This window comes from Acidovorax sp. Leaf191, assembly GCF_001424425.1.
Lineage (GTDB): Bacteria > Pseudomonadota > Gammaproteobacteria > Burkholderiales > Burkholderiaceae_C > Acidovorax.
In genome coordinates this window covers 515754-542507 of the sequence record NZ_LMPT01000012.1, presented here as the reverse complement: position 1 = coordinate 542507, position 26754 = coordinate 515754, and the positions used below count along the sequence as shown (strand labels likewise).

At 67.2% G+C, this 26754-nt stretch carries 25 protein-coding genes; 15 read left to right on the top strand and 10 right to left on the bottom strand.

Translation table 11 applies throughout. The annotated features are described in order from the left end of the window. Positions 1 to 63: 63 nt before the first annotated feature. The 4 genes from ASG27_RS10960 to ASG27_RS10945 all read right to left on the bottom strand — a co-directional run bounded on the left by ASG27_RS10960 (position 64) and on the right by ASG27_RS10945 (position 4436). On the bottom strand, positions 64 to 1860 hold the full coding sequence (locus ASG27_RS10960) for a GspE/PulE family protein (RefSeq protein ID WP_056415931.1): 1797 nt from the start codon (positions 1858 to 1860) through the stop codon (positions 64 to 66). 103 nt (positions 1861 to 1963) lie between these two features. Beyond that, complete coding sequence (locus ASG27_RS10955; RefSeq protein ID WP_056415928.1) at positions 1964 to 2728, bottom strand: hypothetical protein; 765 nt, start codon at positions 2726 to 2728, stop codon at positions 1964 to 1966. A gap of 5 nt (positions 2729 to 2733) precedes the next feature. Next, positions 2734 to 3306, bottom strand: a complete 573-nt coding sequence (locus ASG27_RS10950) for a DNA-deoxyinosine glycosylase (protein WP_056415926.1) — start codon at positions 3304 to 3306, stop codon at positions 2734 to 2736. A gap of 305 nt (positions 3307 to 3611) precedes the next feature. Next, positions 3612 to 4436, bottom strand: coding sequence for a TatD family hydrolase (locus ASG27_RS10945; RefSeq protein ID WP_056415923.1), 825 nt, complete (start codon positions 4434 to 4436; stop codon positions 3612 to 3614). Between the two features lie 142 nt (positions 4437 to 4578). On the opposite strand from ASG27_RS10945, the gene ASG27_RS10940 reads away from it, so the two are divergent. Genes ASG27_RS10940 through ASG27_RS10925 form a run of 4 tightly spaced genes read left to right on the top strand, consistent with a single transcriptional unit; the run spans position 4579 to position 8737 of the window. Then, on the top strand, positions 4579 to 5562 hold the full coding sequence (locus tag ASG27_RS10940) for a S1C family serine protease (protein ID WP_056415920.1): 984 nt from the start codon (positions 4579 to 4581) through the stop codon (positions 5560 to 5562). A 55-nt stretch (positions 5563 to 5617) separates the two neighbouring features. Next, complete coding sequence (locus ASG27_RS10935; RefSeq protein WP_056415915.1) at positions 5618 to 6613, top strand: AAA family ATPase; 996 nt, start codon at positions 5618 to 5620, stop codon at positions 6611 to 6613. An 8-nt stretch (positions 6614 to 6621) separates the two neighbouring features. Beyond that, on the top strand, positions 6622 to 7662 hold the full coding sequence (locus ASG27_RS10930; RefSeq protein WP_056415912.1) for a DUF58 domain-containing protein: 1041 nt from the start codon (positions 6622 to 6624) through the stop codon (positions 7660 to 7662). A gap of 31 nt (positions 7663 to 7693) precedes the next feature. After that, positions 7694 to 8737, top strand: coding sequence for a VWA domain-containing protein (locus ASG27_RS10925; RefSeq protein WP_056415909.1), 1044 nt, complete (start codon positions 7694 to 7696; stop codon positions 8735 to 8737). Between the two features lie 199 nt (positions 8738 to 8936). Here ASG27_RS10925 and ASG27_RS10920 read toward each other — a convergent pair whose 3' ends face one another. Beyond that, entirely contained in the window at positions 8937 to 11045 is a 2109-nt protein-coding gene (locus ASG27_RS10920) for a sensor domain-containing diguanylate cyclase (protein WP_056415907.1), read from the bottom strand. A gap of 322 nt (positions 11046 to 11367) precedes the next feature. Continuing rightward, complete coding sequence (locus tag ASG27_RS10915; RefSeq protein WP_056416381.1) at positions 11368 to 11991, bottom strand: Crp/Fnr family transcriptional regulator; 624 nt, start codon at positions 11989 to 11991, stop codon at positions 11368 to 11370. Between the two features lie 238 nt (positions 11992 to 12229). Here ASG27_RS10915 and ASG27_RS10910 point away from each other — a divergent pair, with 238 nt between their 5' ends. The 5 genes from ASG27_RS10910 to ASG27_RS26670 all read left to right on the top strand — a co-directional run bounded on the left by ASG27_RS10910 (position 12230) and on the right by ASG27_RS26670 (position 16746). Beyond that, positions 12230 to 14110: an EAL domain-containing protein gene (locus tag ASG27_RS10910; RefSeq protein ID WP_056415903.1), complete on the top strand. Its 1881-nt coding sequence runs from the start codon at positions 12230 to 12232 to the stop codon at positions 14108 to 14110. Between the two features lie 330 nt (positions 14111 to 14440). Then, entirely contained in the window at positions 14441 to 14884 is a 444-nt protein-coding gene (locus tag ASG27_RS25905) for a DUF4826 family protein (protein WP_082485914.1), read from the top strand. Positions 14885 to 15006: 122 nt separating this feature from the next. Next, positions 15007 to 15390: a RidA family protein gene (locus tag ASG27_RS25900; protein WP_082485913.1), complete on the top strand. Its 384-nt coding sequence runs from the start codon at positions 15007 to 15009 to the stop codon at positions 15388 to 15390. Positions 15391 to 15857: 467 nt separating this feature from the next. Beyond that, a complete protein-coding gene (locus ASG27_RS10905) occupies positions 15858 to 16265 on the top strand; it encodes a hypothetical protein (RefSeq protein WP_056415900.1) in 408 nt (135 codons plus the stop codon). 136 nt (positions 16266 to 16401) lie between these two features. Continuing rightward, positions 16402 to 16746, top strand: coding sequence for a hypothetical protein (locus ASG27_RS26670; protein ID WP_156370608.1), 345 nt, complete (start codon positions 16402 to 16404; stop codon positions 16744 to 16746). Between the two features lie 125 nt (positions 16747 to 16871). Here the strand turns inward: ASG27_RS26670 and ASG27_RS10900 are convergent, their stop codons facing one another. Both ASG27_RS10900 and ASG27_RS10895 read right to left on the bottom strand, forming a co-directional pair. Beyond that, the gene (locus ASG27_RS10900; RefSeq protein ID WP_056415897.1) at positions 16872 to 18191 is read right to left on the bottom strand and encodes a urate hydroxylase PuuD; all 1320 of its coding nucleotides are present in this window, start codon (positions 18189 to 18191) and stop codon (positions 16872 to 16874) included. Between the two features lie 277 nt (positions 18192 to 18468). Further along, complete coding sequence (locus tag ASG27_RS10895; protein WP_056415894.1) at positions 18469 to 19164, bottom strand: GntR family transcriptional regulator; 696 nt, start codon at positions 19162 to 19164, stop codon at positions 18469 to 18471. Positions 19165 to 19216: 52 nt separating this feature from the next. Between ASG27_RS10895 and araD the strand changes: the two genes are divergently transcribed. From araD to ASG27_RS10880, 3 genes are all read left to right on the top strand, one after another. Beyond that, complete coding sequence (gene araD, locus ASG27_RS10890) at positions 19217 to 20947, top strand: L-arabinonate dehydratase (RefSeq protein ID WP_056415891.1); 1731 nt, start codon at positions 19217 to 19219, stop codon at positions 20945 to 20947. 15 nt (positions 20948 to 20962) lie between these two features. Next, the gene (locus ASG27_RS10885) at positions 20963 to 21673 is read left to right on the top strand and encodes a ribonuclease activity regulator RraA (RefSeq protein WP_056416378.1); all 711 of its coding nucleotides are present in this window, start codon (positions 20963 to 20965) and stop codon (positions 21671 to 21673) included. Positions 21674 to 21765: 92 nt separating this feature from the next. Further along, positions 21766 to 22758, top strand: a complete 993-nt coding sequence (locus ASG27_RS10880) for a Bug family tripartite tricarboxylate transporter substrate binding protein (RefSeq protein ID WP_056415888.1) — start codon at positions 21766 to 21768, stop codon at positions 22756 to 22758. Between the two features lie 337 nt (positions 22759 to 23095). Here ASG27_RS10880 and xdhC read toward each other — a convergent pair whose 3' ends face one another. After that, positions 23096 to 23911 (bottom strand): xanthine dehydrogenase accessory protein XdhC, encoded by an 816-nt coding sequence (gene xdhC, locus ASG27_RS10875; protein WP_056161562.1) that lies wholly within the window; start codon positions 23909 to 23911, stop codon positions 23096 to 23098. A 145-nt stretch (positions 23912 to 24056) separates the two neighbouring features. Here xdhC and ASG27_RS10870 point away from each other — a divergent pair, with 145 nt between their 5' ends. Then, on the top strand, positions 24057 to 24542 hold the full coding sequence (locus tag ASG27_RS10870) for a hypothetical protein (RefSeq protein WP_056416374.1): 486 nt from the start codon (positions 24057 to 24059) through the stop codon (positions 24540 to 24542). A 97-nt stretch (positions 24543 to 24639) separates the two neighbouring features. Here the strand turns inward: ASG27_RS10870 and uraH are convergent, their stop codons facing one another. After that, on the bottom strand, positions 24640 to 24993 hold the full coding sequence (gene uraH / locus ASG27_RS10865; protein WP_056161560.1) for a hydroxyisourate hydrolase: 354 nt from the start codon (positions 24991 to 24993) through the stop codon (positions 24640 to 24642). A 91-nt stretch (positions 24994 to 25084) separates the two neighbouring features. Here uraH and ASG27_RS10860 point away from each other — a divergent pair, with 91 nt between their 5' ends. Both ASG27_RS10860 and puuE read left to right on the top strand, forming a co-directional pair. Continuing rightward, on the top strand, positions 25085 to 25753 hold the full coding sequence (locus tag ASG27_RS10860; protein WP_056415886.1) for a GntR family transcriptional regulator: 669 nt from the start codon (positions 25085 to 25087) through the stop codon (positions 25751 to 25753). A gap of 41 nt (positions 25754 to 25794) precedes the next feature. Further along, positions 25795 to 26754, top strand: a complete 960-nt coding sequence (puuE, locus tag ASG27_RS10855; protein WP_056415882.1) for an allantoinase PuuE — start codon at positions 25795 to 25797, stop codon at positions 26752 to 26754.

The following is a 26754-nucleotide window of genomic DNA, read 5'->3' as shown; positions in this document are numbered from 1 at the left end:
TGCATGCCGCCACGGCAGCGGCAGCCCGGCAGTCGCCCGGGAGACAGGCTGCCCGCTACTCCGCTACTCCAGGGGAGGCGTGGCGGTGAGCACCTCTTCGAGCGTGGTGAGCCCCTCGGCCACCCGCAGCGCACCGGCCAGGCGCAGCGGGCGCATGCCGTCCTGCACGGCCTGGCGGCGCAGCATGTCGATGGAGGGCGCCTGGTTGATTTTTTCTTTCAATGCCTCGCTCACCGTGAGCAGCTCGTACAGGCCCATGCGCCCGCGGAAACCGCTCATCCGGCAGTCCACGCAGCCCACGGGCTTGTAGGGCTGGTAGCCGCCGCTGAGCTTCCAGGGCTTGACGGCACCCATCAGCACTTCGCGGTCCGACGTATCGTCCTTTTGCTTGCACTGCTTGCACAGCGTGCGCACCAGGCGCTGGGCGAGCACCCCCAGGATCGTGGCGTTGAGCAGGTACGGCGGCACGCCCAGCTCCATCAGCCGCGTGATGGCCGATGGCGCGTCGTTGGTGTGCAAGGTCGAGAACACCAGGTGGCCGGTGAGGGCCGCCTGCACCGCCATTTCGGCCGTTTCGAGGTCGCGGATTTCACCCACCATGATGATGTCCGGGTCCTGGCGCATCAGCGCGCGCAGGCCTTCGGCGAAGTTGAAGTCGAGCTGCGGCTGCACCTGCGTCTGGTTGAAGCTGGGCTCGATCATTTCGATCGGGTCTTCCACCGTGCTCACGTTGACTTCTTCGGTGGCCACGCGCTTGAGCGTGGAGTACAGCGTGGTGGTCTTGCCCGAGCCGGTGGGCCCGGTCACCAGGATGATGCCGTGCGGGCGCTTGACCAGGTCCTCCCACCGCTGGGCGTCGTGCGGCGCAAAGCCCAGTGCGTCCAGGTCCTTGACCGCGTTGTCGGGGTCGAAGATCCGCATCACCATCTTCTCGCCGAACGCGGTGGGCAGCGTCGACAGGCGCATTTCCACCTCGTCGCCGCGCTGGTTGCGCGTCTTGATGCGGCCGTCCTGCGGGCGGCGCTTTTCCACCACGTCGATGCGGCCCAGCAGCTTGATGCGCGAGATCATGGCGTTGTGCACGCCCATGGGCATCTGGTAGACGGGGTGCAGCACGCCATCGATGCGAAAGCGGATCACGCCCTGCTCGCGGCGGGGCTCCAGGTGGATGTCGCTGGCGCGCTGGTCGAACGCGTACTGCCAGAGCCAGTCCACCACCTTGACCACGCCCTGGTCGTTGGCATCGAGCTGCTTGTTGCTCTTGCCCAGCTCGACCAGTTGCTCGAAGCTGCTGCCGCCCCCTGCCCCTCCGGCCTTCTGGGCTGCACGCACTGACTTGGCCAGCGCAAAGAACTCGGCCGTGAACCGGTGGATGTCGGCCGGATTGGCGACCACCCGGCGCACCGACCGCCGCGACTGGCGCTCCACCTCGGCGACCCAGTCGTCGATGAAGGGCTCGGCGGTGGCCACCACGACTTCCTTGGAGGTCACCTGAACCGGCAGCACCTTGTGGCGCTCGGCATAGGTGGCACTCATGGTGTCGGCCACGCGGCCCACATCCACCTTGAGCGGGTCGATCCGCAGGTAGGGCAGCCCGGCCCGCCGGGCCAGGTATTCGGACAGCGCCTCGATGTCCAGCGGCTTGCCGTCCGACGCGCGCTCCATCGCCACATTGGCCAGGCGCACCAGCGCATGCTGGGAGCTCTCGGCCTGCGAGCAGCGCGCGATGGTGCGCTGGGCCTCCTCGCGGGTGATGACCTTGTCTTCGCTCAACCACTGCACCATGCGCCGCCAGTCCACCGGGCCGGCGTAAGGCGCCGCTGCTGCGCGCTCGGTGGAAACTTCTGCAACATTCGTCATCGGAGACCTTTCAGTGTGCGTACACGTTCTCTGCGCCATCTGCGGCCATCTGCGCTGTCTGCGCTGTCTGCGCTTGCCACGCCCTGCATGAATGCAGCGCCTTTCAGCCCGCCACGGGCTTGAAAGCCCGCAGCCATTTCGCCGTGGGCAGGTCCCAGCGCGCCTGGATCGCCTCGGCCCGCGCCGCCAGTTCGGTGCGCTTGGGGCGCGTCGGGGTGCGCTGGGCCAGCACCACGGTATTGCCCTCCCGCGTGGGCTTGAAGGACCACAGCGCGTCTTCGCCGAAGGCCTGCGCCATGCTCTGCAGGCTGCGGTCGTAGCTGGAGGCACGGCCAAACAGGTTGACGGTCATGCTGCCAGTATCCGTCAGCAGCGCGCGGCAGTCGGCATAGAAGTCCGCACTGTCGAGCACCGGCGCTGCCGCATCGTGGTCATACAGGTCCACCGCCAGCGCATCCACGGTGCCCAACCACATCGGGTTGCGGATTTCCTGGGCCGCATCGGCCAGCACCACGCGCAGCTTGGGGCCGTCGGGCGGCAGCTTGAACCACTGCCGGCACACGGCCACCACCTGGGGGTTGAGCTCGATGGCGGTGCTGCAGATGCGCAGCTTCTTGTGGCAGAACTTGGTGATGGCGCCCGCCCCCAGGCCCAGCTGCATGGCGTGCCCCTTGGAGACCTGCGCGGGGTCGGCAAACAACAGCCAGGCCATCATGCGCTGCACGTACTCCAGCTCCAGCACGAACGGCTCGGACACACGCATGGAGCCCTGGATCCAGGGCGTGCCCAGGTGAAGGTGCCGCACCTCGCCGTCGTCGGAGACGCTGACTTCGGGCAGTTCTTGGGGAGTGTTCTTTTTTCGGGTCATTCAGGTCAGTCAAGCAGCCCGTGGGCGGACATCAGTTCGCCCCAGGCCGCCAATTTACGGTCAAAGCTCCAGGAGGCATTGGCGGGGCTGGTCGACGGCAGCCGCACCGCGTCTATCCGCGTCGGGTGCGCCGATTCCAGGCTGGCCAGCGCCGCGGGCGCGTGCCGAAAGCTCTCGGCGCCGTTGTGGGCCAGCGCAGCCAGGCGGGGGCACTGGCCGTGCAGGCGCGCGAAGTCGTTGACGCGGGCGTTGCGGATGGCGGTGTCCAGGCTGCCCTCGCGCTCGCAGCTTTCGTACACGTCCCACAGCCCCAGCCGCCGCGCCAGCAGCCAGTCGCAGCGCTGCGCATAGTGGTCCGCCCCTGCAGGCGGCAGCGGGTGCTGGGGCCACAGCGCCTGCAGGATCTTCCAGAAGTGGTTTTGCGGGTGGGCGTAGTACTGGCGCAGCCGCAGCGAGGCCGCGCCTGGAAAGCTGCCCAGTACCAGCACCACGGTTTCTGCAGACGCCACAGGCGGCAGTCCCTGCCACCGGGGGGTGGCAGAGGTGGGCGCGGGGTGCGGCGCTTGGACGTCAGGCATGGGCCGATTCTGGACCTAAACCGCGCAGGGGCCCGGGCAGGCCTGTAAAAAAGATAGCTGTAAACCGTGCACCACACTGTGCAAAACTCCCAAATGGCTCCTCATTTCAGGCCCTGCACCAGGCGCCCCCCCGCAGGCGCTAGGGAACCTCTGCACGAATCGAGCTGCCAAGTATGCGCTGCGGATCGGGATGGAGTGCAAGGCGCAAAACGCAGCCATATCCGTAGCTATTGCGAGTATTTGCAACGCCGCAGGCCGCCCGAGACCGCAGATGCCCACGGCGCGGTGATTCGTGCAGAGGTTCCCTAGGGCACCAGCGCCGCCAGCCGGGGCAGCGCCGCGCGGGCATTGCGCGTGGTGGCCGCTGCCAGCGCCTGCGCCGGCTGGCCCCGCAGTTGCGCCAGGACCTCGGCAATGCGCGGCAGCTCGCCCGGGGCATTGCGGCCCTGGGGCTGGCCTTGCGCGCGCTGCGCCGAGGTGGTGTAGAGCCAGTGCGGCTGGATGTCCGGTGCATCGGTCTCCAGCACCAGCACGTCCTCGGGCAACTCGGTAGCCAGGCGGCGCAGTTGCAGGGCGCGGTCGTAGGTCATGGCGCCCCCGAAGCCCAGCTTGAACCCCATGGCAATGAACGCCTCGGCCTGCTGCTGGCTGCCATTGAACGCATGCGCGATGCCGCCGCGCACTGGCAGCTCGCGCAGGCCCTTGAGGAGCTTGTCGGCCGAGCGGCGCACGTGCAAGATCACCGGCAGGTCGAATCGGCGCGCCAGTTGCAGTTGCGCGCGGTAAAAGCGCTCCTGCCGTACGGGGTCCAGCCCGCTCACGAAGTAATCCAGGCCGATCTCGCCGATGGCCACCAGGCGCGGGTCTGCGTGGTGCTCCTCCAGTTCAGCGGCCAGGCGGTCCAGGTCGCCGTCGTCCGCGCGGCCGGTGTACAGCGGGTGGATGCCCAGCGCGTAGCTGTCCCCATGCTGGTGCGCAAGCTGCCGCACGGTGGCCCAGTTGCTGCGCTCCACCGCCGGGATCACGCAGTGCCCCACGCCCTGTGCACGGGCAGCCTGGCGGACCGCGTCGCGGTCGGGGTCGAATTCCGGGGCGTCGAGGTGGCAATGGGTGTCGATCCAGACAGTCATCCGGCCATGATGCCCCAAAGAGCCGCCCCCCCGGCTGGGTGGCCAGCCGGCGGCGCACGAAACCTTGGATGTGCATATGGCGGCGATACGTGCTAACGTGAAACCATGCGCCTTTTTGCGGCGCAGTAGAAAAGGTGACAGGATGCCTCGGCCCGCCCTCTACAGCAGCTCCCGCCCGGCCCGCCGCCCTTTGGACGGGGCCGCGGCGGCGCCCTCCGACAACTCCGCTGCACCAGCGGATTTCGCAGCGCCTGCCGCGCAGTCGCAGGGGGGCGATGGCGCACCTGCCGCCAGCCCGCACTCCCCCACCGCAGCCACCCCGTCAGCGGGTGTAGCGCTGTCGCGGCGCCATCTGCGCAGCCTGTGGGCCATGATCATGCTGCTGTCGGCCCTGCTCGTGGCCAGCCTGTGGCTGCACCAGCGCCCGGCCCCCCGCAAGGTCACGCAGGAAGACATCGACGCTGCCGTGCTGCGCACCCTGGAGACCACCACGCCCCCCTCCGCTGACGCGCGGGCGGTGGAGGCCATTGCACCGTCGGTGGTGCGTGTGGCGGGCTACAGCCGCAGCAAGAACGGCAAGGAAGAGATCGAGCGCGGCGTGGGCACAGGGGTCGTCATCGTGGACAAGGGCGTCATCCTGACCAACCTGCACGTGGTGGCAGGCGCCGACCGCATTGCCATCACCTTCCACGACGGTCTCGAGACCACGGCCAGCATCACCGGCACGCAGCCCGAGAACGACTTGGCCGTGCTGCAGGCGCACAAGGTGCCGGACGACCTCGAAGCGGCGCCCCTGCGCTCCACCCAGGACCTGCGCCCGGGCGACCACGTGGTGGCCGTGGGCTTTCCGTTCGGCATCGGGCCGTCGGCCTCGGCGGGCGTGGTGTCGGGCCTCCGGCGCGAGTTCACCTCGCCCGAAGGCAAGCGCCAGCTCAGCAACCTGATCCAGTTCGACGCCGCCGCCAATCCGGGCAACTCCGGCGGGCCGCTCGTCACACTCGACGGCGAGGTCGTGGGCATCGTGACCGCCATCCTGAACCCCACCTCCGCGCGCACCTTCATCGGCATCGGCTTTGCCGTACCCATCGAAAACGCTGCTGCCGCCGTGGGCATGCCGCCGTTCTAGCCTGCGGGCTGGGCGACTCTCCGCACCATCGATCACCGACAAAGGAAGGACACCCATGGAATCCACAGCGAACACCGCCACCCTGATGGAGCAGGTGCTCTACGAAGTCAAGCGCGTGGTGGTCGGGCAGGACCGCTTTCTCGAACGCGTGATGGTGGCCATGCTCGCCCAGGGCCATCTGCTGGTCGAAGGCGTTCCGGGACTGGCCAAGACGCTCACGGTGAAGACGCTGGCCAGCACCATCCAGGGCAGCTTCAAGCGCATTCAGTTCACGCCCGACCTGGTGCCCGCCGACCTGGTGGGCACGCGCATGTACAACCAGAAGACCGGCGAATTCAGCACCGCACTGGGGCCCGTGTTCACCCACCTGCTGCTGGCCGATGAAATCAACCGCGCGCCCGCCAAGGTGCAGAGCGCGCTGCTGGAGGTGATGCAGGAGCGCCAGGTCACCATTGCCGGCGAGACGCACAAGGTGCCGGAGCCCTTCCTGGTGATGGCCACGCAGAACCCCATCGAGACCGAAGGCACCTACGCCCTGCCCGAGGCGCAGGTGGACCGCTTCATGATGAAGGTGCTGCTCGACTACCCGACGGAGGAGGAAGAGTTCGTCATCGCCCAGCGCGCCCTGGACCTGCCCGTGCAGGTGCTGCCCGTGGCCACCACCGCCCAGTTGGCGGCGCTGCAGGCCGAATGCCGCACCGTGTATGTGGACCCGTCCATGCTGCAGTACGCGGTGAAGCTGGTGGCCGCCACCCGCGTGCCTGCCCGCCACGGCCTGAAAGACCTGGCCGGCTACATCAGCTGCGGCGCCAGCCCCCGCGCCACCATCGCCCTGGCCGAAGGCGCGCAGGCCCTGGCCATGCTGCGCGGCCGCAACTACGTGCTGCCCGAAGACATGACCGACCTGGCCGCAGACGTGCTGCGCCACCGCGTCGCGCTGTCGTATGAGGCGCTGTCCGAAGGGCTCGATGCCGACGCGCTGATCCAGCGCATCATGGCCAAGATCCCGGCGCCTGCGCGCCCCCTGCACCACGAGCAAAAAGCCGCCTGAGCTCCGCCATGGCCAAAACGCCGTCCGACACCTCTTCCGCAACGGTGCACGCGCTGCCGACCTTGCCGGGCCAGGCCGACCGCCTGCTGCGCGAACTGGAGTGGAAGGTCATCCGCCGGCTCGACGGCCTGCTGCAAGGCGACTACCGCACCCTGATGCGCGGCAGCGGGCTGGACCTGGCCGACCTGCGCGAATACCAGCCGCATGACGACGTGCGCCACATCGACTGGAACGTCACTGCGCGCCTGAACCTGCCCCATGTGCGCGTGTTCACCGAAGACCGCGAGATGACCGCCTGGTTTCTGCTGGACCTGAGCCCCTCCATCAGCTTCGGCCCCGAAGGCCACTCCAAGCGCGACATCCTTACCGGCTTCGTGGCCGTGCTGTCGCGCCTGCTCACTCGCCACGGCAACCGCGTGGGCGCCATGCTGTACGGCGGCGCCAGCGGCCAGGCCGAACGCGCTGTCGACACGGTGCTGCCACCACGCAGCAGCCGCGCACATGTGCTGCACCTGGTACACCGACTGCTCGCGCCCGACGCCAAGGCACGGACCACGTCCAAGGCTGGCGGGGCCGCCACCGAGTTGCACCGGCTGCTGCGCACCGGCCTGGCCAACCTGCGCCGCCGCTCTACCGTGTTCGTGGTCTCCGACTTCATCAGCGCGCCGGGCTGGGAAAAGCCGCTGGCCCAGCTCGCGCAGCGGCACGACGTGGTGGCCGTGCGCCTGCTGGACCCGCTGGAGCTGGAACTGCCCGATGTGGGCCTGATCACCTTGCGCGACGCCGAAAGCGGCGAACAGCTGCAGGTGGACACGCACGATGCGGCCTTCCGCCGCCGCTTTGCACGCCTGGCGGCCGAACGCGAAGCAGTGCTGCGCGAAGGCCTGGCGCGCGCCGGTGCAGATACGCTGGAGCTCTCCACCGACGATGCCCTGGTCGATGCGCTGCTGCGCTTCATGGACATGCGCCAGCGGCGCGTGCGGGCGCCGCGCGGTGCATCATCGACGCTGTCGCCAGCGGGGGCCGCTGCACTGCCCACTGCCGCCTGATTCAACCCCGACGCCACCAAGGACCCTCACCATGGTTTTTCTCTGGCCCACCCTGCTCTGGCTGCTGCTGGTTGCGCCGCTCCTGGTGCTGCTGTACTGGTGGCTGCTGCACCGGCGCAAGAAGACGGCGCTGAGCTACTCCAGCCTGTCGCTGGTGCGCGAAGCCATGGGCCCCGGCCAGCGGCTGCGGCGCCACATCCCGCCCGCCCTCTTCCTGCTGGCGCTGATCGCCCTGCTGCTGGCGACCGCACGGCCGCTGGCCGTCATCACGCTGCCCTCCCAGGACCAGACCATCATGCTGGCCATGGACGTGTCGGGCAGCATGCGTGCCTCCGACGTGGAGCCCGACCGCATCACCGCCGCCCAGAACGCCGCCAAGGCCTTCATTGCCGAGCTGCCCCGCCACGTGCGCGTGGGCATCGTCGCGTTTGCGGGCAGCGCCCAGCTGGCCCAGCTGCCCACGCAAAGCCGCGAAGACCTGGTCAAGGCCATCGACAGCTTTCAGCTGCAGCGCGGCACGGCCACGGGCAACGGCATCATGCTGTCGCTGGCCACGCTGTTCCCCGATGCAGGCATCGACATCTCCGCCCTGGGCGGCCGCCAGGCCATGCGCCCCAAGCCCATCGACGAGATCGGCAAGCAGGACCCGGCCAAGCCCTTCACGCCCGTGGCACCGGGCTCGTACAACTCGGCCGCCATCATCATGCTGACCGACGGCCAGCGCACCACGGGCGTCGACCCCCTGGAAGCCGCCAAGTGGGCCGCCGACCGTGGCGTGCGGGTGTACACGGTGGGCGTGGGTACGGTGCAGGGCGAGACCATCGGCTTCGAAGGCTGGTCCATGCGCGTGCGGCTCGACGAAGAAACCCTGAAGGCCGTGGCCACGCGCACCAATGCGGAGTACTTCCATGCGGCCACCGCGGCAGACCTGAAAAAGGTCTATGAAACACTGAGTTCACGCCTGACGGTGGAGAAAAAAGAGACGGAGGTGTCGTCCCTTTTCGCCCTGCTGGGCGCCGTGCTGGCTTTGCTGGCGGCGGGGTTGTCGGTATGGTGGTACGGGCGGATTTTGTGACCTTCGCCGGACTTTGATCCGCTCTTGGCCTGCAATCGACAGCGCAGGCCTTGCAGGGCCCGCGTCGAGAGAATTGCCATTCGAAGCCGATCGGCACCACACCCCATGCATTGAAAGCGCACCTGCTGGCACGCCGGTGTGCACTGGCTGAAGCCATCTCACGCGGGCCGCGGTCTACGGCAACGCCAGCATCGAAAAGTCAGGCAGACCCCAGCGCCATTCTCGACGACGCCGTCGCCTGGTTCGCATGCCGGGTCTCCACCCGGTTGCGCCCTGCGCGCTTGGCGTCGTAGCAGGCCATGTCGGCGGCGTACAGCACCGATGGCACGTCCTGCAGGCTGGCATCGAGTACCACCAGCCCGATGCTCACCCCGAGCGTGAAGCTGCGGCCCTGGTAGGCGGGCTCCCAGGCCTGCACGGACGCGCGCAACTGCTCTGCCACGGCCTGGCCGCGGGCCAGGGCGCAGCCGGGCAGCACCACGGCGAACTCGTCGCCACCCAGGCGCGCAGCCCAGCCCACCTGGCGCACTTGCGACTCCAGCAGGCGGGCCACGTGGCGCAGCACGTCGTCCCCTGCGTCGTGGCCGGCGATGTCGTTCACCACGGTGAAATGGTCCAGATCAAGGAACAGCACCACGCCGTCGCCCGGCGCCTCGCCGCTGGCCTGCGGCTCGCGGGGGCGTGCGGAGCGTTCGGCCAGCAGCAGGCCCAGGCGGTCGTCGAAGGCGGTGCGGTTGTACAGCTGCGTCAGCCCGTCGTGGGTGCGCTCCCACGCGTGCTGGGCCTGGGCTTCGCGTACGGCGGTGATGTCTTCGAGGATCCACACGGTGCCGCCCGCCATTTCGTCCGGCTGCACGCCGCGGCCCTGCACTCGTGCCCACACTGGGCTGCCGTCCTTGCGCATGAAGCACACGTCGCCGTCAAAGGCGCCGTGCGCGGCGAACTCGGCCTGCACGCGTTCGCCGATGTGGTGGTAGTCGGCATCGCTCGCGTACAGCGCGCGCGCCGGGCGGCCCTGCAGCTCGCCGGGGGTGTAGCCCAGCATCACGCAAGCCTGGCGCCCCACCACCTCGAGGATGCCGTGGCGCGAGATGACGATGCCCACCGACGCGTTGTCCAGCACCGCCTGGAACTGCCCATCGAGCGTGGCCTTGTGGATCTGCTCCCGGCTGCCCTGCTGGGCCAGGCCCTGGAACACCTGCACCAGTTCGCCCACCTCGCCGCCCGCGCGGGGCCAGTCGATGTCGGGCGCCTGGGGCAGCGGCTGCCGCACGTCGCGGCGCAGCATCTGCAGTGCGCTGTGCCGCAGGTGCGCCAGCGGCTGGGCCATCCAGGCCATGGCGACGGCCACCAGCAGCATGCACAGGGCCATGCTGGCAGCCGCCAGCCACCAGGCTTCGCGCTGGGCGCCCTGCAGCGGGCCCAGCAGCGCCTGCGACGGGCTCACCCGCGCCACGATCCATTGCGGCAACGGCATGCCCGCCATGCTGACGATGTGCCCGGGCTCCTGGTGGGTGGCCCCGCGCCCTGCCACGGGCTGTGCCTGGTCCAGCCAGCGCATGTACACGGGCGCCAGGCCGGTCTCGTCCTGCACCTTGCCCAGGATGCGCGCGGGATCGGTGTGCGACAGGATGGTGCCGTCGCGTGTGAAGACGATGAGCCGCGAGCCGTCGCGCGCCGGCAGCGTCATCGATGGCGGCAGCAGGCCTTGCGACTGCAGTCGCAGCGCCCCCGCCACCACGCCCAGCACCGAGCCGTCCTCACGGTGCAGCGGCATGGTGAACATCACCCGGGCGTCGCTGGTGCGCGCCGCGATGAGTTCGGAGACCAGGGGCTTGCCGTCGACCAGCGTGCGGCGCAGGGCATCGCGCTCGGCCGGGTCCAGGTCGGCGGCCTTCTCCATCCGGCCGCCGCGCAGGTTCATGCGCAGTTCGCCATTGGCGCGGGCAACCTGCATGGCGTCGAAGAACTGCACCGCGGGCAGGCCCTGCTGCAGCAGCCATTCCAGGGTGGATGGCGATTCGAGCATGGCTGGCGTGATGCCGGCCGACACGGTGCGCAGCACCTTCTGGCTTTGCTCGATCTTGCTGGCCAGCAAGCGCGCCACGACTTCGACCTCGTCGGTCTGCTGGGCGACGACGCGGCGCATGGCCTCTTGCCCCGAGGCACGGGTGACCAGCCAGGCCGCCACCGTCCCCGACAGCGCGACCGCCAGCACCGCCACCAGTATCAGCCGCAGCACCAGCGAACCGGGCACGAACCAGCCCGGCGCATCTGGCGGCAGCGCGGGGTGGTCCGGGGGCGTCATGGGCACTCCGTGGAGGGAATGCGACGCGGATGGGAGGCGTTGGGCATGGGCTGGTCGGGTGAAACCGGACTTTTGCCAACGAATATACGCAGCCCCTGCCCCCCGGGGCTTGGGTGGAACCCTCAGTCCAGGGCGGGGAAAAACCCTGACTTTTAAGCCCCCCTGAGCCGCTGCGGGGCTTCCCCCGGAGGGGGACGCACCCGGTGGACTGGCGGAGCCAGATCCACGGGTGCGCTGGCCTGGGGGCGTGCGTGTGCGGCGGGCGTGGGCTTACACACGCTGATTGCGCTTGCTACTGCAAACCGCCCGCGGCGAATTCAGGTCAGCACCCGGCCATCGTTTGAAGAGCCCGCGGATGCGGCAGGTTGAGCACGTTGCCGGTGCCATGCACCAGGCCCAGCTCGCGCAGGTGGCGCAGCACGCGCGAGAAGGTTTCGGGGGCAATGCCCAGTTGCGCGGCGATCAGGCGCTTGCGCAGGTGCAGCGTGACCTGCATCGCGCCGCTGTGGTCCGGCTGCGCGTGGTTCAGCAGCCACTGCGCGCAGCGCGATTCGGCGTCCTGCGCCAGACGGCTCACGGCCAGCTCGGACTGCTGGCGGTAGCCCTGCGCCATGTCCAGCAGCAGGCCGCGGGCACCGGCGGGCATGTCGGACAGGCTGCGCCGGAACTCCTCGATGGGAAGCCGCCGCACCTGCAGCCGGGTGTCCGCCACCATGTCCACAGGGAAAGGCATCCCCAGCAGGGCCGAGGCGGCATCGAGCCAGAACGGCCCCTCCACCGCCCCCAGCTGGTGGCGCAGGCAGCCGTCGTCGAGCACACCGCGCAGCACACGGCCGGTTTCCAGGTGCAGCACCGACGTCAGCACCTCGTTGCGCCTGCGCAGTACCTCACCGGCGGCAATCACCTCGGTGGCGGCGGGCAGTGAGAAATGGGTAGAGGGCAGCATGGGCCCGACTGTGCCGCGCGGGCTGCCCGCCGGCATTGAGACAGATCAAAGCCACACCACACCGCGGCCCGCGCCGGGCCGCGATGGCTGCAAAACCCACACACTGCAACCCACACCGCAGCGCCGCGCAGACACGCGTCCGCCCCTGCAGACAGCTTGCAGCAGATTCGTGACAGCTTGTAACCAACCTGTCACGCGCCGCCGGTATCTTGTGCCCCTAGCTCAAGGTGAACACGCGATGCAGAACATGTTGGAGAGCCGGCTGGCGGCAATGAAGGGGCTGCTCTCGTGCACTTTGCGCGACGGCACCGGGCCCCTGGCCGCGCTCCTGCAGCAAGGCGGCCACCTGCACTGCGTCTTCCAGCCGCTGGCCGACCTGCGCGAAGGCGGCGTGTACGCCCACGAGGCACTGATCCGCGGACCCGAGGGCACCGCCCTGCACACGCCCGACGCGCTGCTGGCACAGGCCCAGCGCGAGGGCATCCTGCGCGACTTCGAGCTGCTGTGCGTCTTCACGGCGCTCGAGCAATGGGGCGCCTTGGGTGCACCCGGGCGTTTGTTCGTCAACATCAGCGCCGATGCACTCGTGCACGGCGTAACCCTGCTGGGCAGCGAACGGTTGGGCGAGGTGGTGCGCAGCTTCGGCGTGAGCGCCCGCATGCTGGTGCTGGAAATCACCGAGCACGAACGCGTGAGCGACATGCCGCAGCTGCGCCAGGCCATCAAGGCCGTGCACGCCTGCGGCGCCCGCATGGCGCTCGACGACTTCGGCGACGGCCGCTCCAGCCTGCGCTTGTGGTCCGAGGTCAAACCCGACTTCGTGAAGATCGACAAGTACTTCATTCACGACATCAGCGACCACCCCGAAAACCTGCAGATGCTGCAGGCCATCAAGGGCATTGCGGACGTGTTCGGCACCACGCTGATCGCCGAGGGCATCGAGACCCGCGACGACCTGCGCGCGCTGCGCGACCTGGACATTCCCTACGGCCAGGGCTGGCTGCTGGGACGTCCGGCCCCCGCCCCGCGCGTGGCCGTGGAAGGCCCCGCGCTGGAGGTGATGCAGGACCGGCGCGTGGCCGTGCTGCCGCACCTGGGGCAGACCGCACGCCCTGGCGTTCTGCGCAGCCTGCTGGTGGTGCAGGCGCCCACGGCGTCGCCCGCGACCAGCAACGACGCGGTGGCGGCCCTGTTCCACGAACGCACCGAACTGCATGCGCTGGCGGTGGTGGACGGCACGCGCCCGGTGGCACTCATCAACCGCCAGCAGTTCATGAACCACTACGCCACGCTGTACTTCCGCGAGGTGCACGGGCGCAAGTCGTGCCTGGCCTTCGCCAACCCATCGCCCCGCGTGGTGGAGCTGGACTGCGACGTGGACCAGCTGGTGGGCATCCTCACATCGCAGGACCAGCGTTACCTGAGCGACGGCTACATCGTCACCGACAACGGCCGGTACCTCGGCCTGGGCACCGGCGACCAGCTGGTGCGCGCCGTGACCGAGACCCGCATCGAAGCCGCACGCCATGCCAACCCGCTGACCTTTCTGCCCGGCAACATCCCCATCAGCCTGCACATGCAGCGCCTGCTGGACGCGGGCACCGAGTTCGTCGCCTGCTATGCGGACCTGAACAACTTCAAGCCCTTCAACGACCACTACGGCTACTGGCGCGGCGACCAGATGATCCGCCTGGTGGCCCGCCTGGCCACGGCCCACTGCGACGCACGGCGCGACTTCGTGGGCCATGTGGGCGGGGATGATTTCATGCTGATTTTTCAGAGCAGCAACTGGCTGCAGCGCTGCAAGAACATCGTGGACGAGTTTGCGCGCGAGGCGCTCACCCTGTTCGACGACGCGGCGCGCAAGGCAGGCGGCATCGAGGCCGAGGACCGGCACGGGGTGCAGCGGTTCTTTGCGTGCACCACGCTGTCGATCGGTGCGGTGCGGATCATGCCGGGGCGGTTTCGGCATGCGGAAGAGGTGGCTAATCTGGCGGCTGTGGCGAAGCATGAGGCGAAGCTGGGTACTTCCGGCGTGGTGCTGTATGGCGACTTCGCCGCATTGAGTCAAGGCGCATTGAGCGCCACGCGGGCACTGCAGGGCGTACTGGCAGCTTAGGAAGGTTAGAGGGAGTCGCACAGTTGCCGTCGGGCATTGGGCGCCAAAAGCCAGTTCGCCTAGGCCGCAGCGCACCTATCAAGGCCGCCCCCCCATCCGGCCATTGGTTCTGTGCGCGCCTCAGATCCAAGCCTCAATCACCCACATTTTCAACGGTGCAGGCTATAGTTTGTTCCGCTGAGACGTGCCAGCTTTCGCAGAATTTTCAGACCTGGGTACCGTCCGCAATCCTTGGCTATGAGCCACTTTCAAGAAGATTCGATGTTTGGGCGATTCCGCACAGTTCAGCTTATTCGCAAGGTTGCCGACACATCACGCTAAAGGTCACTAATGCTTGATTACGATGATTCAGATGTTGAAGCGCAATGGTATGTAGACCGGCGCAATGAAGTTGAAGAGTACTTGAGTCGCGAAGGCGTCGCGCATGGTCAAGTCGGTGAAGCTCCGGCTTGGTCAGTCGCACCGTATGTCTCCATTTGGGCCGTAGAAAGTCTTGAAAATCCTGGCCGTGTTGGCTGGTGGGCAATATCGGGTGATCTACCAAATGACTATGTGTCGGCAAAGGGCATCAATTGCCCAAGGGACGCAATGCGCGCTATAGCGACGTTGTGGCGGGAAGCGAGCGAGCACATGTTGCGTGGTGAAAAGCACCCGACTTTTAGCATTGGGGTCGGCGACTCTGATGAAGAACTGGCGCCGCTCCTCGCGTCAAGGGCAAAAACTCTGCTTGGATGGGCAGATGATCCAGAGGTTTGGGAGGACGATGATGTTTAACCTTTCGCTCGGTGCAGACACACAATCACAGGATGTTTGCGTGCGACACTTGCTGCCCGCCGCGCAGCTCTGACGCGAGGCGTCACGAAGAGAGCTCGCGCCACTCTCAAACTCCACCGCTCATGAACGAAGCCGAAATCGCCTCAGGCCTGCCAAGCACACCTCACTATAAGTACGCGCAGCAGGTTGGGAGTCAGCTTTTCCTTGCGGGCCAAGTGCCGCAAGCAGCCGATGGTTCTATCGTGGCACCCGGAGACCCGTGCGCCCAGGCATCGCAGTGCTTGGCGAATCTGAACAAGGTTCTGGCTCTTCACGGGTTTGCCACGCCAGACATTCGCCGCCTTGTTGTGTACGTCGTTGGCGAACAGGGAGACCTTACAGCGGCTTGGTGCGCCGTGACCAAGCACTTTGGGGGGCAAGTGCCTCCAGCAACGCTGTTGGGTGTCGCCCGACTGGGATACCCGGGGCAGGTGGTGGAGATCGACGCCACTGTCGTCAAAGGCTAGGCTTCGCTTCCCCACCAGTGTGCGCTGCACACCGCACTGCGCAAGTCTCAAGCCCCCCGAGGCGCGTCGGCCTCAAACCACCGCTTCGCCAGCACCCGCTCCGAATTCGTCATCCCTGTGGCGTTGCTCATCGCTATCAGCTCCTGCATTACCACCTGCTGGTAAATGGCCCGCACGTGCTCCCTCACAACGCTGCGCGGCAGAGTGCGGCATCGAGGCAAAGGGCCGCAGAGTTGACGAACTTGGCGACCGCAATCAAGAACGAGCCCAAACAGGCCGCCCGCAAGGCTGATCCTGCAAGGTGACTCACCGAATCCGCCGTGGGCGCAATCGCCGCGACACAGGCGTTGCAGAGCGTGCTGGAAGCGTAGTGATTGGGAGGGCGCAAGGGAGTCAATGGGCTTGCGGCGCCACTGCGAGCATCGGCGTGGCGCAGTGTCAGAGCCAAGATCTATGATTCATGCCCCATGATCATTGACGTCACCTGCCAAACGGATCGTTTCAACCTGTCCGTGATCGGCCCGGACTTCTTCAACGACTGCTGCTTCGGTGAAGACTTTTCCAACTGGCTCGTCTCAGCCCTTTCGAGTGAAGGCATCGAAGCGGACATACTTTGTATGGAAGACTTTGGCTGGGCGAACGTGGCCAACGTTGAAGGGGTTTCGTACCTTATCTGTATAGCTGGAACTGCCGCGGGTGATCCACGCCGTCCGAACTTCGGCGAGTGGCATGTCATGCTCGAACGCCGCCGCACACTCCTTCATAGGATCCTCGGCAGGAACAATATTTCCGCTGTGGATCCGCTCGTTGTAATGGTAAAAAATGTGTTGCAGTCTGCCGGTTTTACCCATGTCGATATTCGGCCTAGACACTAAGGTCAACGAGACATGCTTCCATGTTGCACATCCCAGTAGCCATCTACCTTGATTTCGCCATCGCCCTGACCCGCCAGGGCGCGCGTCTTGCAGCAGTTCCTGCATCGACGACCATCAGACATCGGCAGGACGCTTGATGGTGCTCAGTTTCGCGCAAAAGTGGTGGCTGCACGGAGTGTTGGCGCTACTGATCGTTGGATCCTCGTATTCCGCCTTGGAAGAGTTCTTCCCGAGTCTTCGTCCCAAGCCTTCTGAACGAATGACCCAATCCTGTGCGCAGTTTGCTGAGAGCATGGAAGCGTCCCGAGTAAAAACCATAGCGGCACAAGGCAATTTATCCATGCACGCGGCCGCAAACAATTTGATCGTCAAAGTGGGCGACGGGTGCATGTGCATTCTGGGCACCGTTGACGGAAGGGTCCGCCGCAACACGCTCGCGTGCAGTCACTCAGAAACTGCATTGTTTGAAGCGGCGCAGTGAGGCTTCTCAGAAATGCGGAGCCCGACACCTCGCGGCTCAGCTTTCTCGTAGGGCATCAGCCTCGTCTTGCAGCCACCGGCGCTCCTGACCCGATCCTGCCCCCCTGCCCCCGCACTCCGCGAGCTTCAAGGCCCCGTCACCGCCCCCGCCTCGAACCACCGCTTGACCAGCGCCCGCTCCGCATCCGTCATGCCGGTCGCGTTGTTCATCGGCATCAACTTCTGCACCACCACCTGCTGGTAGATAGCCTGTGCATGCTGCTTGACGCTGGCGGGCGCGTCCAGTCGCAGGTTCTTCATCTGCACCTGCTCGCCGTGGCACATGTAGCAGCGCTGGGCCAGAACGGGTTGCAGCGTCGCGTAGTCATTTGGGGCGCTACCGCTGGATCCACCTGTGCTACCAGCTATCGAAACAGTAGCACTCCCATTGGCGGCGGCAGAAGCAGGGTCTGTTGCTGCAGCAGCTGCAGTCGCTGTGGATACCGCGGGCGCTGCGGGTGTCGCCGCAGCCACCACCGGCGCAGGCCGCATCCACGCGATCACGCCCAGGATGACCACCACCCCCACCAGCGCGTACGGCAGCGGGTTGCCGTTGCGCCCCAGCTTGTAGCCGTGGCGCGCCACGAAGAACTGGCGGATGGCGGCGCCCGCGAACATCATCAAGATCAGCACCAGCCAGTTCTGCGGGTGGCTCCAGGTAAAGCTGTAGTGGTTGCTCAGCATCGCAAACAGCACCGGCAGCGTGAAGTACGTGTTGTGCACGCTGCGCTGCTTGCCGCGCTTGCCGTGGATGGGGTCCACGTCCTGGCCGGTGCGGATCTGGCGGATGACCGTGCGCTGGCCGGGGATGATCCAGAAGAACACGTTGGCGCTCATCGCGGTGGCGATCATCGCGCCCACCAGCAGGAAGGCGGCGCGCCCTGCAAACCAGTGGCAGGCCAGCCACGATGCGATGCACACCAGCCCGAACACCAGCGCGCCCACGATGGCGTCGCCGTTCTTCTTCTGGCCGAAGATGCGGCAGATCGCGTCGTACAGCAGCCAGAACACGACGAAGAACGCCAGCGCCACCACGATGGCCGTGGCGGGGGCCCAGTCCATGCGCGACTTGTCGATGAGGTAGGTGCTGGCGCTGTACAGGTATGACACCGTGAACAGCGCAAAACCGCTGATCCAGGTGCTGTAGCTTTCCCAGAAGAACCAGTGCAGGTGGCCGGGCAGCTTGGGCGGCGAGACGGCGAACTTGACCGGGTGGTAGAAACCGCCGCCGTGCACGGCCCAGAGCTCGCCGGAAACACCCTGCTTCTTCAGGTCTTCGTCCTCGGGCGGCGTGAGACTGCTGTCCAGAAAGACGAAGTAGAACGACGAGCCGATCCAGGCGATGGCGGTGATGACATGGACCCAGCGCAGCAGCAGGTTGGCCCAGTCGAGAAAGTAGCTTTCCATGGAAATCTCTCAATCAACTTTGGCGGCGCAGGGCGCGCCGCCTGTGTGCAACCTGCTCACCACTGCGGGCGCTCTGAGCAAGACAGAACGGGCTGGTGATCTTCCACAACGGGTAGATCGCCAACACGTTCCAGAAGGTCGCGCACCTTGGCATGCAATTGGCATGCCGGGGCACCGCTGCGACCACCGTTTGTGGACACGAAGTGTATGCACTTTCCGCCTTGGAAGCCAGCAGGCAAACCCCCGGGTTGTCCCGAGGATAGCGGCAGGCGGCCGGTCAGCGGTCTACTGCAATGTAGTCTGGGTACTGCGCGCAGATGGCGTCCACCGCACTCAGCGTGCCCGACAAGTGATCCCGCGCGGCCCGCTGGGCGCCTGCCGCGTCGCCCTGGCCGATGGCCGCCACGATGGCACGGTGGTCCGCCAAAATGGCCTCGGTCTTGCCCGCCGTGGGCAGATGCAGGCGGCGGAGGCGATCCACATGGCCGGACGACCTCTCCACCAGCACCCACAGCCCCGGCACCGCCGCGGCCTCGTACATGAGCTGGTGAAAGCGCCGGTCGGCATCCACAAAGTCGCCGTAGCGTTGCGCCGCAGCCAGCGATGCCTGCAGCGCGATCTGCGCTTCCAGCTGTGCCAGCAGGCCCGGCGGCGCCTCGGCCGCGAGCTGGTGCAGGATTTCCAGTTCGATGGAGCGCCGCAGGAAATGCGCCTCGCGCGCCGCCACCACGTCGATGCGCGAGACCAGCGTGGCGTGCTGGGGGAACACATCCACCAGCCCTTCTTCCTCCAACCGCAACAGCGCTTCGCGCACGGGCGTCTGGCTCACGCCGAACTGCTGGGCCAGCTCGCTGCGCACCAGCACCGCGCCCGGCGCCAGCTCCAGCGACAGGATGGCGTGGCGCAGCGTTTCCAGCACCTGGGGGGCGGCCAGGCGCGAGCGGTCCAGCTTGATTTTGCGGGTCAAAGACATCGGAAGATTCTCGCATTGCGCGAGTGATATATTAGTGTTTTAATGCACCACGATGACCCGACGCACCCCAGATTCCTTGCGCAGCGCCCGCTGGTTCGCTGCTGACGACTTCCGCTCCTTCGGCCACCGCTCGCGCGTCTTGCAGATGGGCTACGGCTACGACGACTGGATGGGCAAGCCCGTCATCGCCATCATCAACACCTGGAGCGACGCCAACCAGTGCCATTCGCACTTCAAGCAGCGGGTGGACGACGTCAAGCGCGGCATCCTGCAGGCGGGTGGCTTTCCGCTGGAGCTGCCGGCCATCTCGCTGAGCGAGAGCATGGTCAAGCCCACCACCATGCTGTACCGCAACTTCCTGGCGATGGAAACCGAAGAGCTGCTGCGCAGCCACCCGGTCGATGGCGCCGTGCTGATGGGCGGCTGCGACAAGACCACGCCGGGCCTGACCATGGGCGCGCTCAGCATGGGCCTGCCCTTCATCTACCTGCCGGCCGGCCCCATGCTGCGCGGCAACTGGCGCGGCAAGGTGCTGGGCTCGGGCTCGGACGCCTTCAAGTACTGGGACGAGCGCCGCGCCGGCCGCCTGTCCGACCAGGCCTGGAGCGAGATGGAAGCCGGCATCGCGCGCAGCCACGGCACCTGCATGACCATGGGCACGGCCGCCACCATGATGGGCATCGCCGAGGCCGTGGGCCTGGCGCTGCCCGGCGCGTCCAGCATTCCTGCGGCCGACGCCAACCATGTGCGCATGAGCGCCGAGTGCGGGCGCCGTATCGTCGAGATGGTGTGGGACGACCTCACGCCCGCGAAGATGCTCACCCGCGCCCACTTCGAGAACGGCATCGCCTGCGCGATGGCCATGGGCTGCTCGACCAACGCCATCATCCACCTCATCGCCATGTCGCGCCGCGCGGGGCACCCGGTGGACCTGTCCGACTTCGACGCGGCCAGCCGGCGCGTGCCGGTGATCGCCAACATCCGCCCGAGCGGGGACGCCTACCTGATGGAAGACTTCTTCTACGCAGGCGGCCTGCGCGCCCTGCTGGAGCGCATCCGCGGCCACCTGCACACCGACGCGCTCACCGTCAACGGCAAGACCCTGGGCGAGAACATCGCGGGCGCCGAGGTCTACCACGACGACGTGATCCGCCCCATCGACAACCCCATCTACGCCGAGGGCGCGCTGGCCGTGCTGCGCGGCAACCTGGCGCCCGACGGCGTGGTCATCAAGCCCAGCGCCTGTGCGCCGCACCTGCTGCGCCACACGGGCCGGGCGCTGGTGTTCGACGACTACCCCTCGCTCAAGAAGGCGGTGGACGACCCGGACCTCGACGTCACGGGCGACGACATCCTGGTGCTGCGCAACGCCGGCCCGCGCGGGGCCGGCATGCCCGAATGGGGCATGCTGCCCATCCCCACCAAGCTGCTCAAGCAAGGCGTGACGGACATGCTGCGCCTGTCCGACGCCCGCATGAGCGGCACCAGCTATGGCGGCTGCCTGCTGCACTGCTCGCCCGAGGCGGCCGTGGGCGGCCCGCTGGCGCTGGTGCTCACCGGCGACCGCATCACGGTGGACGTGCCCGCCCGCACCATCCACCTGGAGATCACCGACGACGAACTCGCCACACGCCGCAGCGCCTGGACGCCGCCGCCCCCGCGCTACGAGCGCGGCTACGGCTGGATGTTCGGCCGGCACATCCTGCAGGCCGACGAGGGCTGCGACTTCGACTTCCTGGAGACCACCTTCGGCAAGGCGGTTCCCGAACCCGACATTTTCTGAACGGAGCTGATGCCCATGACCCCCGCCACCCGCGCGCTGCTGATGAAGGTCAGCACCGCCACGCTGTGCACCGCACTCTTCAAGCGCGGCCTGCGCAACCAGTTCATCCAGGGCGTGCTGCCCCTGAACCCGGGCCTGCCCAACATGGTGGGCGAGGCCTTCACCCTGCGCTACATGCCGGCGCGGGAGGACCGCAACCCCATTGGAGTGTTCCAGAACCGCGACCACCCCCAGCGCGTGGCCGTGGAGCAATGCCCCGTGGGCGCGGTGCTGGTCATCGACAGCCGCAAGGACGCGCGCGCCGCCTCGGCCGGCGGCATTTTGGTGGCGCGGCTCATGCAGCGCGGCGTGGCGGGCGTGGTCACCGACGGCGGCTTTCGCGACAGCCCCGACATCGCCCAATACAGCATGCCCGCCTACCACGCACGCCCCAGCGCGCCCACCAACCTCACGCTGCACGAAGCCATCGAGATCAACGGCCCCATCGGCTGCGGCGATGCACCGGTGTTCCCCGGTGACGTGATCGTAGGCGACGCCGAAGGCGTGATCGTGATCCCCGCCCACCTGGCCGACGAAGTCGCCGCCGAGGCCACCGAGATGACCGTGTTCGAGGACTTCGTGCAGGAGCAGGTGCTGGGTGGCCGCTCCATCATCGGCCTGTACCCGCCCAGCGACGAGCACGCGCGCACCGACTTCGCCACCTGGCGCGCCGCACAAGGGCGCTGAAAAACTTGCTCACCTTTTGAGCCACCCGGGCAGCCGACCAGAACGAAAAACGCCAGGGCGCCCGACCTTCACCACCACCCGGAGACAAAACCATGCCATCCATCCACCGCGCCACAGCACCGCTGCTGGCCCTCTTCTCCCTGTTCGCCCTGCTGGGCACGCCGCACGCCCACGCCCAGGACTGGCCCGCCGCCAAGCCCATCACCTACGTGGTGCCGTTCACTGCGGGCGGCTCCACCGACATCGTGGGCCGCACCGTGGCCCACAAGCTGCAGGAGAGCCTGAAGCAATCCGTCGTGGTCGAGAACAAGCCCGGCCAGGCCGGCGGCATCGGCGCGGCCTACGTGGCCAAGGCCGCGCCCGACGGCTACACGCTGTTCGGCGGCACCATCAGCACACACGCCATCAACGCCAGCCTGTACAAGAAGCTGCCGTACGACCCCATGAAGGACTTCGAGCCCGTGACGCTGGTCGCGCGCCTGCCCAACGTGCTCATCGTCAACGCCCAGCTGGGCGTGAACTCGGTGGCCGACCTCATCGCGCTGCTCAAGAAAGACCCGAGCAAGCGCATGTTTGCGTCGTCCGGCGCGGGCACATCGACCCACCTGGCGGGCGAGATGCTGGCCGACCTGATCGGCGTGCCGCTCACCCACGTGCCCTACAAGGGCACGCCCCCCGCCATGACGGATGTGGCCGCGGGCGAGGTGCCCTTCATGTTCGACCAGCTCACCGCCGCGCTGCCGCTGGTCAAGGCTGGCAAGCTCAAGCTGCTGGCCGTGACCACGGGCCAGCGCATCACCCTGGCGCCCGAGCTGCCGACCATGATCGAGTCGGGCATCTCGGGCTTCGAGATGTCGTCGTGGCAGGCGATCTACGTCCCGAGGGGAACGCCGCGGCCCATCATCCAGCGGCTGCATGCCGAGATCGTCAAGGCCCTGAAGCAGCCCGACGTGAAAGCCAAGCTGACCGACCAGTTGGCGATGGAGATCGTGGGCAGCACGCCCGAAGAACTGCGCGACCACATGGCCAAGGAGATCCCGCGCTGGGCGGCGCTGGTGAAGAAGTCGGGGGCGACAGCGGAGTGATGGAGAAGGGGTGAAGGCGAGATCACGTGGCGGCGGACTGCTCGCCCACGCAGCGCCCTGACTTCGACAAGCTTAGTCCGAACGGTGAGAGTGCAGATGCGCGAACCCCTGTTCTCAACGCCCCAAAACCGTTCGCGCTCAGCCTGTCGAAGGGCTGCACTCAGACCGTGCACCGACTTCGACAAGCTCCGTCCGAACGGAGTTTGGGACACAGACCAGGGGAATGCGGGGAGTGGAGTGCTGAGCATGAAATACGGAGCCTCATCACCCCCCCCCAAACCGTTCACCCTGAGCTTGTCGAAGGGCCGCACTAACGCCGCTCCGTCTTCCGGAAAATTCAACCCAGCGTCTGCAGCAACTGCGCAGCCACCGCCACCGCGATGACCTCGGGCTCCTTGCCCCCAATGCCCGGCACGCCGATCGGGCAGGTCACCTGCGCCAGCTCCTCCGGCGCAAAGCCGCGTCCGTGCAGGCGGTTGGAGAATGTCGCCCACTTGGTCTTGCTGCCGATGAGGCCGATGAACGGCAGATCCTGCCGCTCCCGCTGGCGGCGCAGGCAAGCGGCCACCACGTCCAGGTCTTCGGCGTGGCTGAAGCTCATGATCAGCACGCGCGTGCCCGGCGCCAGCCCCGGCACCGCCATCTGCACCGGGTCCGAATGCTCGCAGGCCACGCCATCCGGCGCAGGCTGCGGAAAGATCCCGTCGCGGCTGTCGATCCAGGTGAGTGCAAACGGCAGCGGCGCCAGCACCCGCGCCAGCGCGTGGCCCACATGCCCGCCGCCGAACAGCGCCACCGGGTGCAGGCGGGGCGCCAGGCGCTCGGCGAGCGTGGGCGCGTCGCCTGCGGTCAGCAGCTCGAACGCCAGGTGCACCACCCCGCCACAGCACTGCCCCAGGGCCGGGCCGAGCGCAAAGCGCATCGGACCGTCACCCGGCGGCGACGGTACGCCCGCCAGGCGTCGGCGCGCCTCGGCCATGGCCTGGTGCTCCAGGTGCCCGCCGCCGATGGTGCCCACGAACCCATCGGCGAACACGGCCATCCAGGCCCCGGGTTCACGCGGCACGGACCCTTGGGTAGACTCCACCCTGACCAGGCAGGCAGGCGCGGCCGCAAGGCCTTCCAGCAACAAACGCAAGTGTTCCACCGCCATCGTCCTTTTCGTACTACATCAGGCCCGGCGGCGCCGCCTGAACGGCGAGCGCCTTCGGCCACCCACCACGAGCCACCCCACCATGTCCAACACCCCGCCCCCAGGCCCCAACGGCAAGAGCAGCCACTGGCTGCTGGCAGGCATCATGGCCGCCGGCGCGGCCCTGGTCGCAGCGTGCAGATCCGGCCCCGAGCCCACCCCGACGCCCGAGCCGGAAAGCCGCTCGCCGGCAGCCCCGGACACCCCGGCCGTGAAAGGCCCCGTGCCCGCCGCCGCAGGCTCGGCCCGCGCATCGGCTGCCGCCACGCCCAAAGCCTACCGCCAGGACGGCGCCACCCACCTGTACGGACTCAACAGCGAACGCATCTTCAAGGGCAAGCTGCCACCGCAGCTGTATGCCATCGGCGTGCTCGAAGTGGACATCGACCGCACCGGCAAGGTCAACCGCCTGAACTGGCTGCGCGCCCCGCGCCACGCGCCCGAGGTGGTCAAAGAGATCGAGCGCACCGTGCGCGCCGCGGCGCCCTTCCCAGCCCCTACCCGCCTGGGCAAGGTCACCTACACCGAGACCTGGCTGTGGGACAAGAGCGGCAAGTTCCAGCTGGACACCCTGACCGAAGGACAGCTTTAAAAAGATAGCGTCTCGCGCTTGACAGTATTGGGCTTCAAGTTCTTGTGGCCTGAAGCCCGCATCTGGCAAGCGCAACTCGCTATCTATCTCATAGCACTCAAGATCCTCGGTACGTCGAATAGCTCCACGGGCTTACCAGCAGCGGCACGTGGTAGTGCTGGTCGGTGTGCGCAATGCCGAAGTCCAGGCTCACCTGGTTCAGAAAATTGGGCTCGGGCAGTTGCACGCCCCGCGCCTTGAAGTACCCCGCCACGTCGAAACGCAGCCGGTAGGTGCCGGTGCGCAGGCTGGCGTTGTCGAACAGCGGCGCATCGGTGCGGCCGTCGTGGTTCAGCACCAGGCGCTTGATCAGCGTGGCGTTGTCGTCGCCGTCCGTGGAGTACAGCGCCACTTCCATGCCGGCGGCGGGGCAGCCATGCATCGTGTCCAGAACGTGAGTGCTCAAGCCCATTGGGGATTCTCCTGAAGAAAGCAGGCCGGAACAGCGCGACCTGTAGACCAAAAGTGTATACACTTTTATCCAATCCACCTATCATGCAGCCATGGAATCCTCATCCACCAGTGCGATCGTCGACGCGTTGACCCGCGCCATCGTGGAGCACCGCTTGCAGCCCGGCACCAAGCTGGCCGAGCAGAAACTGGCCGACCACTTCGGCGTGTCGCGCACGCTGGTCCGCCAGGCGCTGTTCCAGCTGGCACAGAACCGGCTGGTCACGCTGGAGCCCGCGCGCGGCGCGTTCGTGTCCACCCCGTCGGTAGAAGAAGCCCGCCAGGTGTTCGCCGTGCGCCGCATGCTCGAGACCGAGATGACGCGCGCCTTCGTGCAGAGCGTGACCACCGCCAAGATCAAGGCGCTGCGCGCCCACGTCGCCAGCGAGAAGGCTGTCATGGGCACGGCCGATGCCAGCAGCCGCACCGAACTGCTGGGCGACTTCCACGTGCGCATGGCTGAGCTCATGGGCAACGAGGTGCTGGCGCAGATGCTGGGCGACCTGATCTCGCGCTGCGCGCTCATCACGCTGATGTACCAGTCGGCCAGCGCCGCCGAGCACTCCCACGAGGAGCACGGCGACATCGTGGCGGCCCTCGCCGCGCGCGACGAAGCCCTGGCCGTCTCCCTCATGCAGGCCCACCTGGAACATGTGGAGGCCAGCCTCACTTTCGACCGCAAGCGCCCGGCCAGCGACCTGGCCGCCGCGCTCAGCGCGTGACATTCCCGTCCGTGACATGACCCCTTGAATCCCCGACGCCCATGATCTACGACTCCACCCAGCCCTACCCCCGCGACCTCATTGGCTACGGCAAGACACCGCCCCACGCGCAGTGGCCGGGCGGTGCGCGCATTGCCGTGCAGTTCGTGCTCAACTATGAAGAAGGCGGCGAGAACGCCGTGCTGCACGGCGATGCAGGCAGCGAGCAGTTCCTGTCCGAAATGTTCAACCCCGCAAGCTACCCCGAGCGGCACATGAGCATGGAAGGCATCTACGAATACGGCTCGCGGGCCGGCGTGTGGCGCATCCTGCGCGAGTTCGAAAAGCGCAAGCTGCCGCTGACCGTGTTCGGCGTCTCCAGCGCGCTGCAGCGCCACCCCGAGCTCACCCAGGCCTTCGTGCAGCTGGGCCACGAGATCGCCTGCCACGGCCTCAAGTGGATCCACTACCAGCACATCCCCGAAGAAGTCGAGCGCGCCCACATGGCCGAGGCCATGGAGATCATCCAGCGCATGACGGGCCACCGCGCTCAGGGCTGGTACACCGGCCGCGACAGCCCCAACACCCGCCGCCTGGTGGCCGACTTCGGTGGCTTCGAGTACGACAGCGACTACTACGGCGACGACCTGCCGTTCTGGATGGACGTGAAAAAGAGCAATGGAGCCACCGTGCCCCAGCTCATCGTGCCGTACACACTGGACTGCAACGACATGCGCTTTGCGCTGCCGCAGGGCTACTCGCACGCGGACCCTTTCTACCAGTACATGAAGGACACGTTCGACGCGCTGTACGCCGAAGGCGACCCGGCCGGCGACAACGCGCCCAAGATGATGAGCATCGGCATGCACTGCCGCCTGCTCGGCCGCCCCGGCCGCATCACGGCGCTGCAGCGATTCCTGGACCACATCCAGCAGCACAGCGACGTGTGGGTGTGCCGCCGCATCGACATCGCGCGCCACTGGAAACAGGCGCACCCCTACCCATCACAGAAAGCAGGCTGA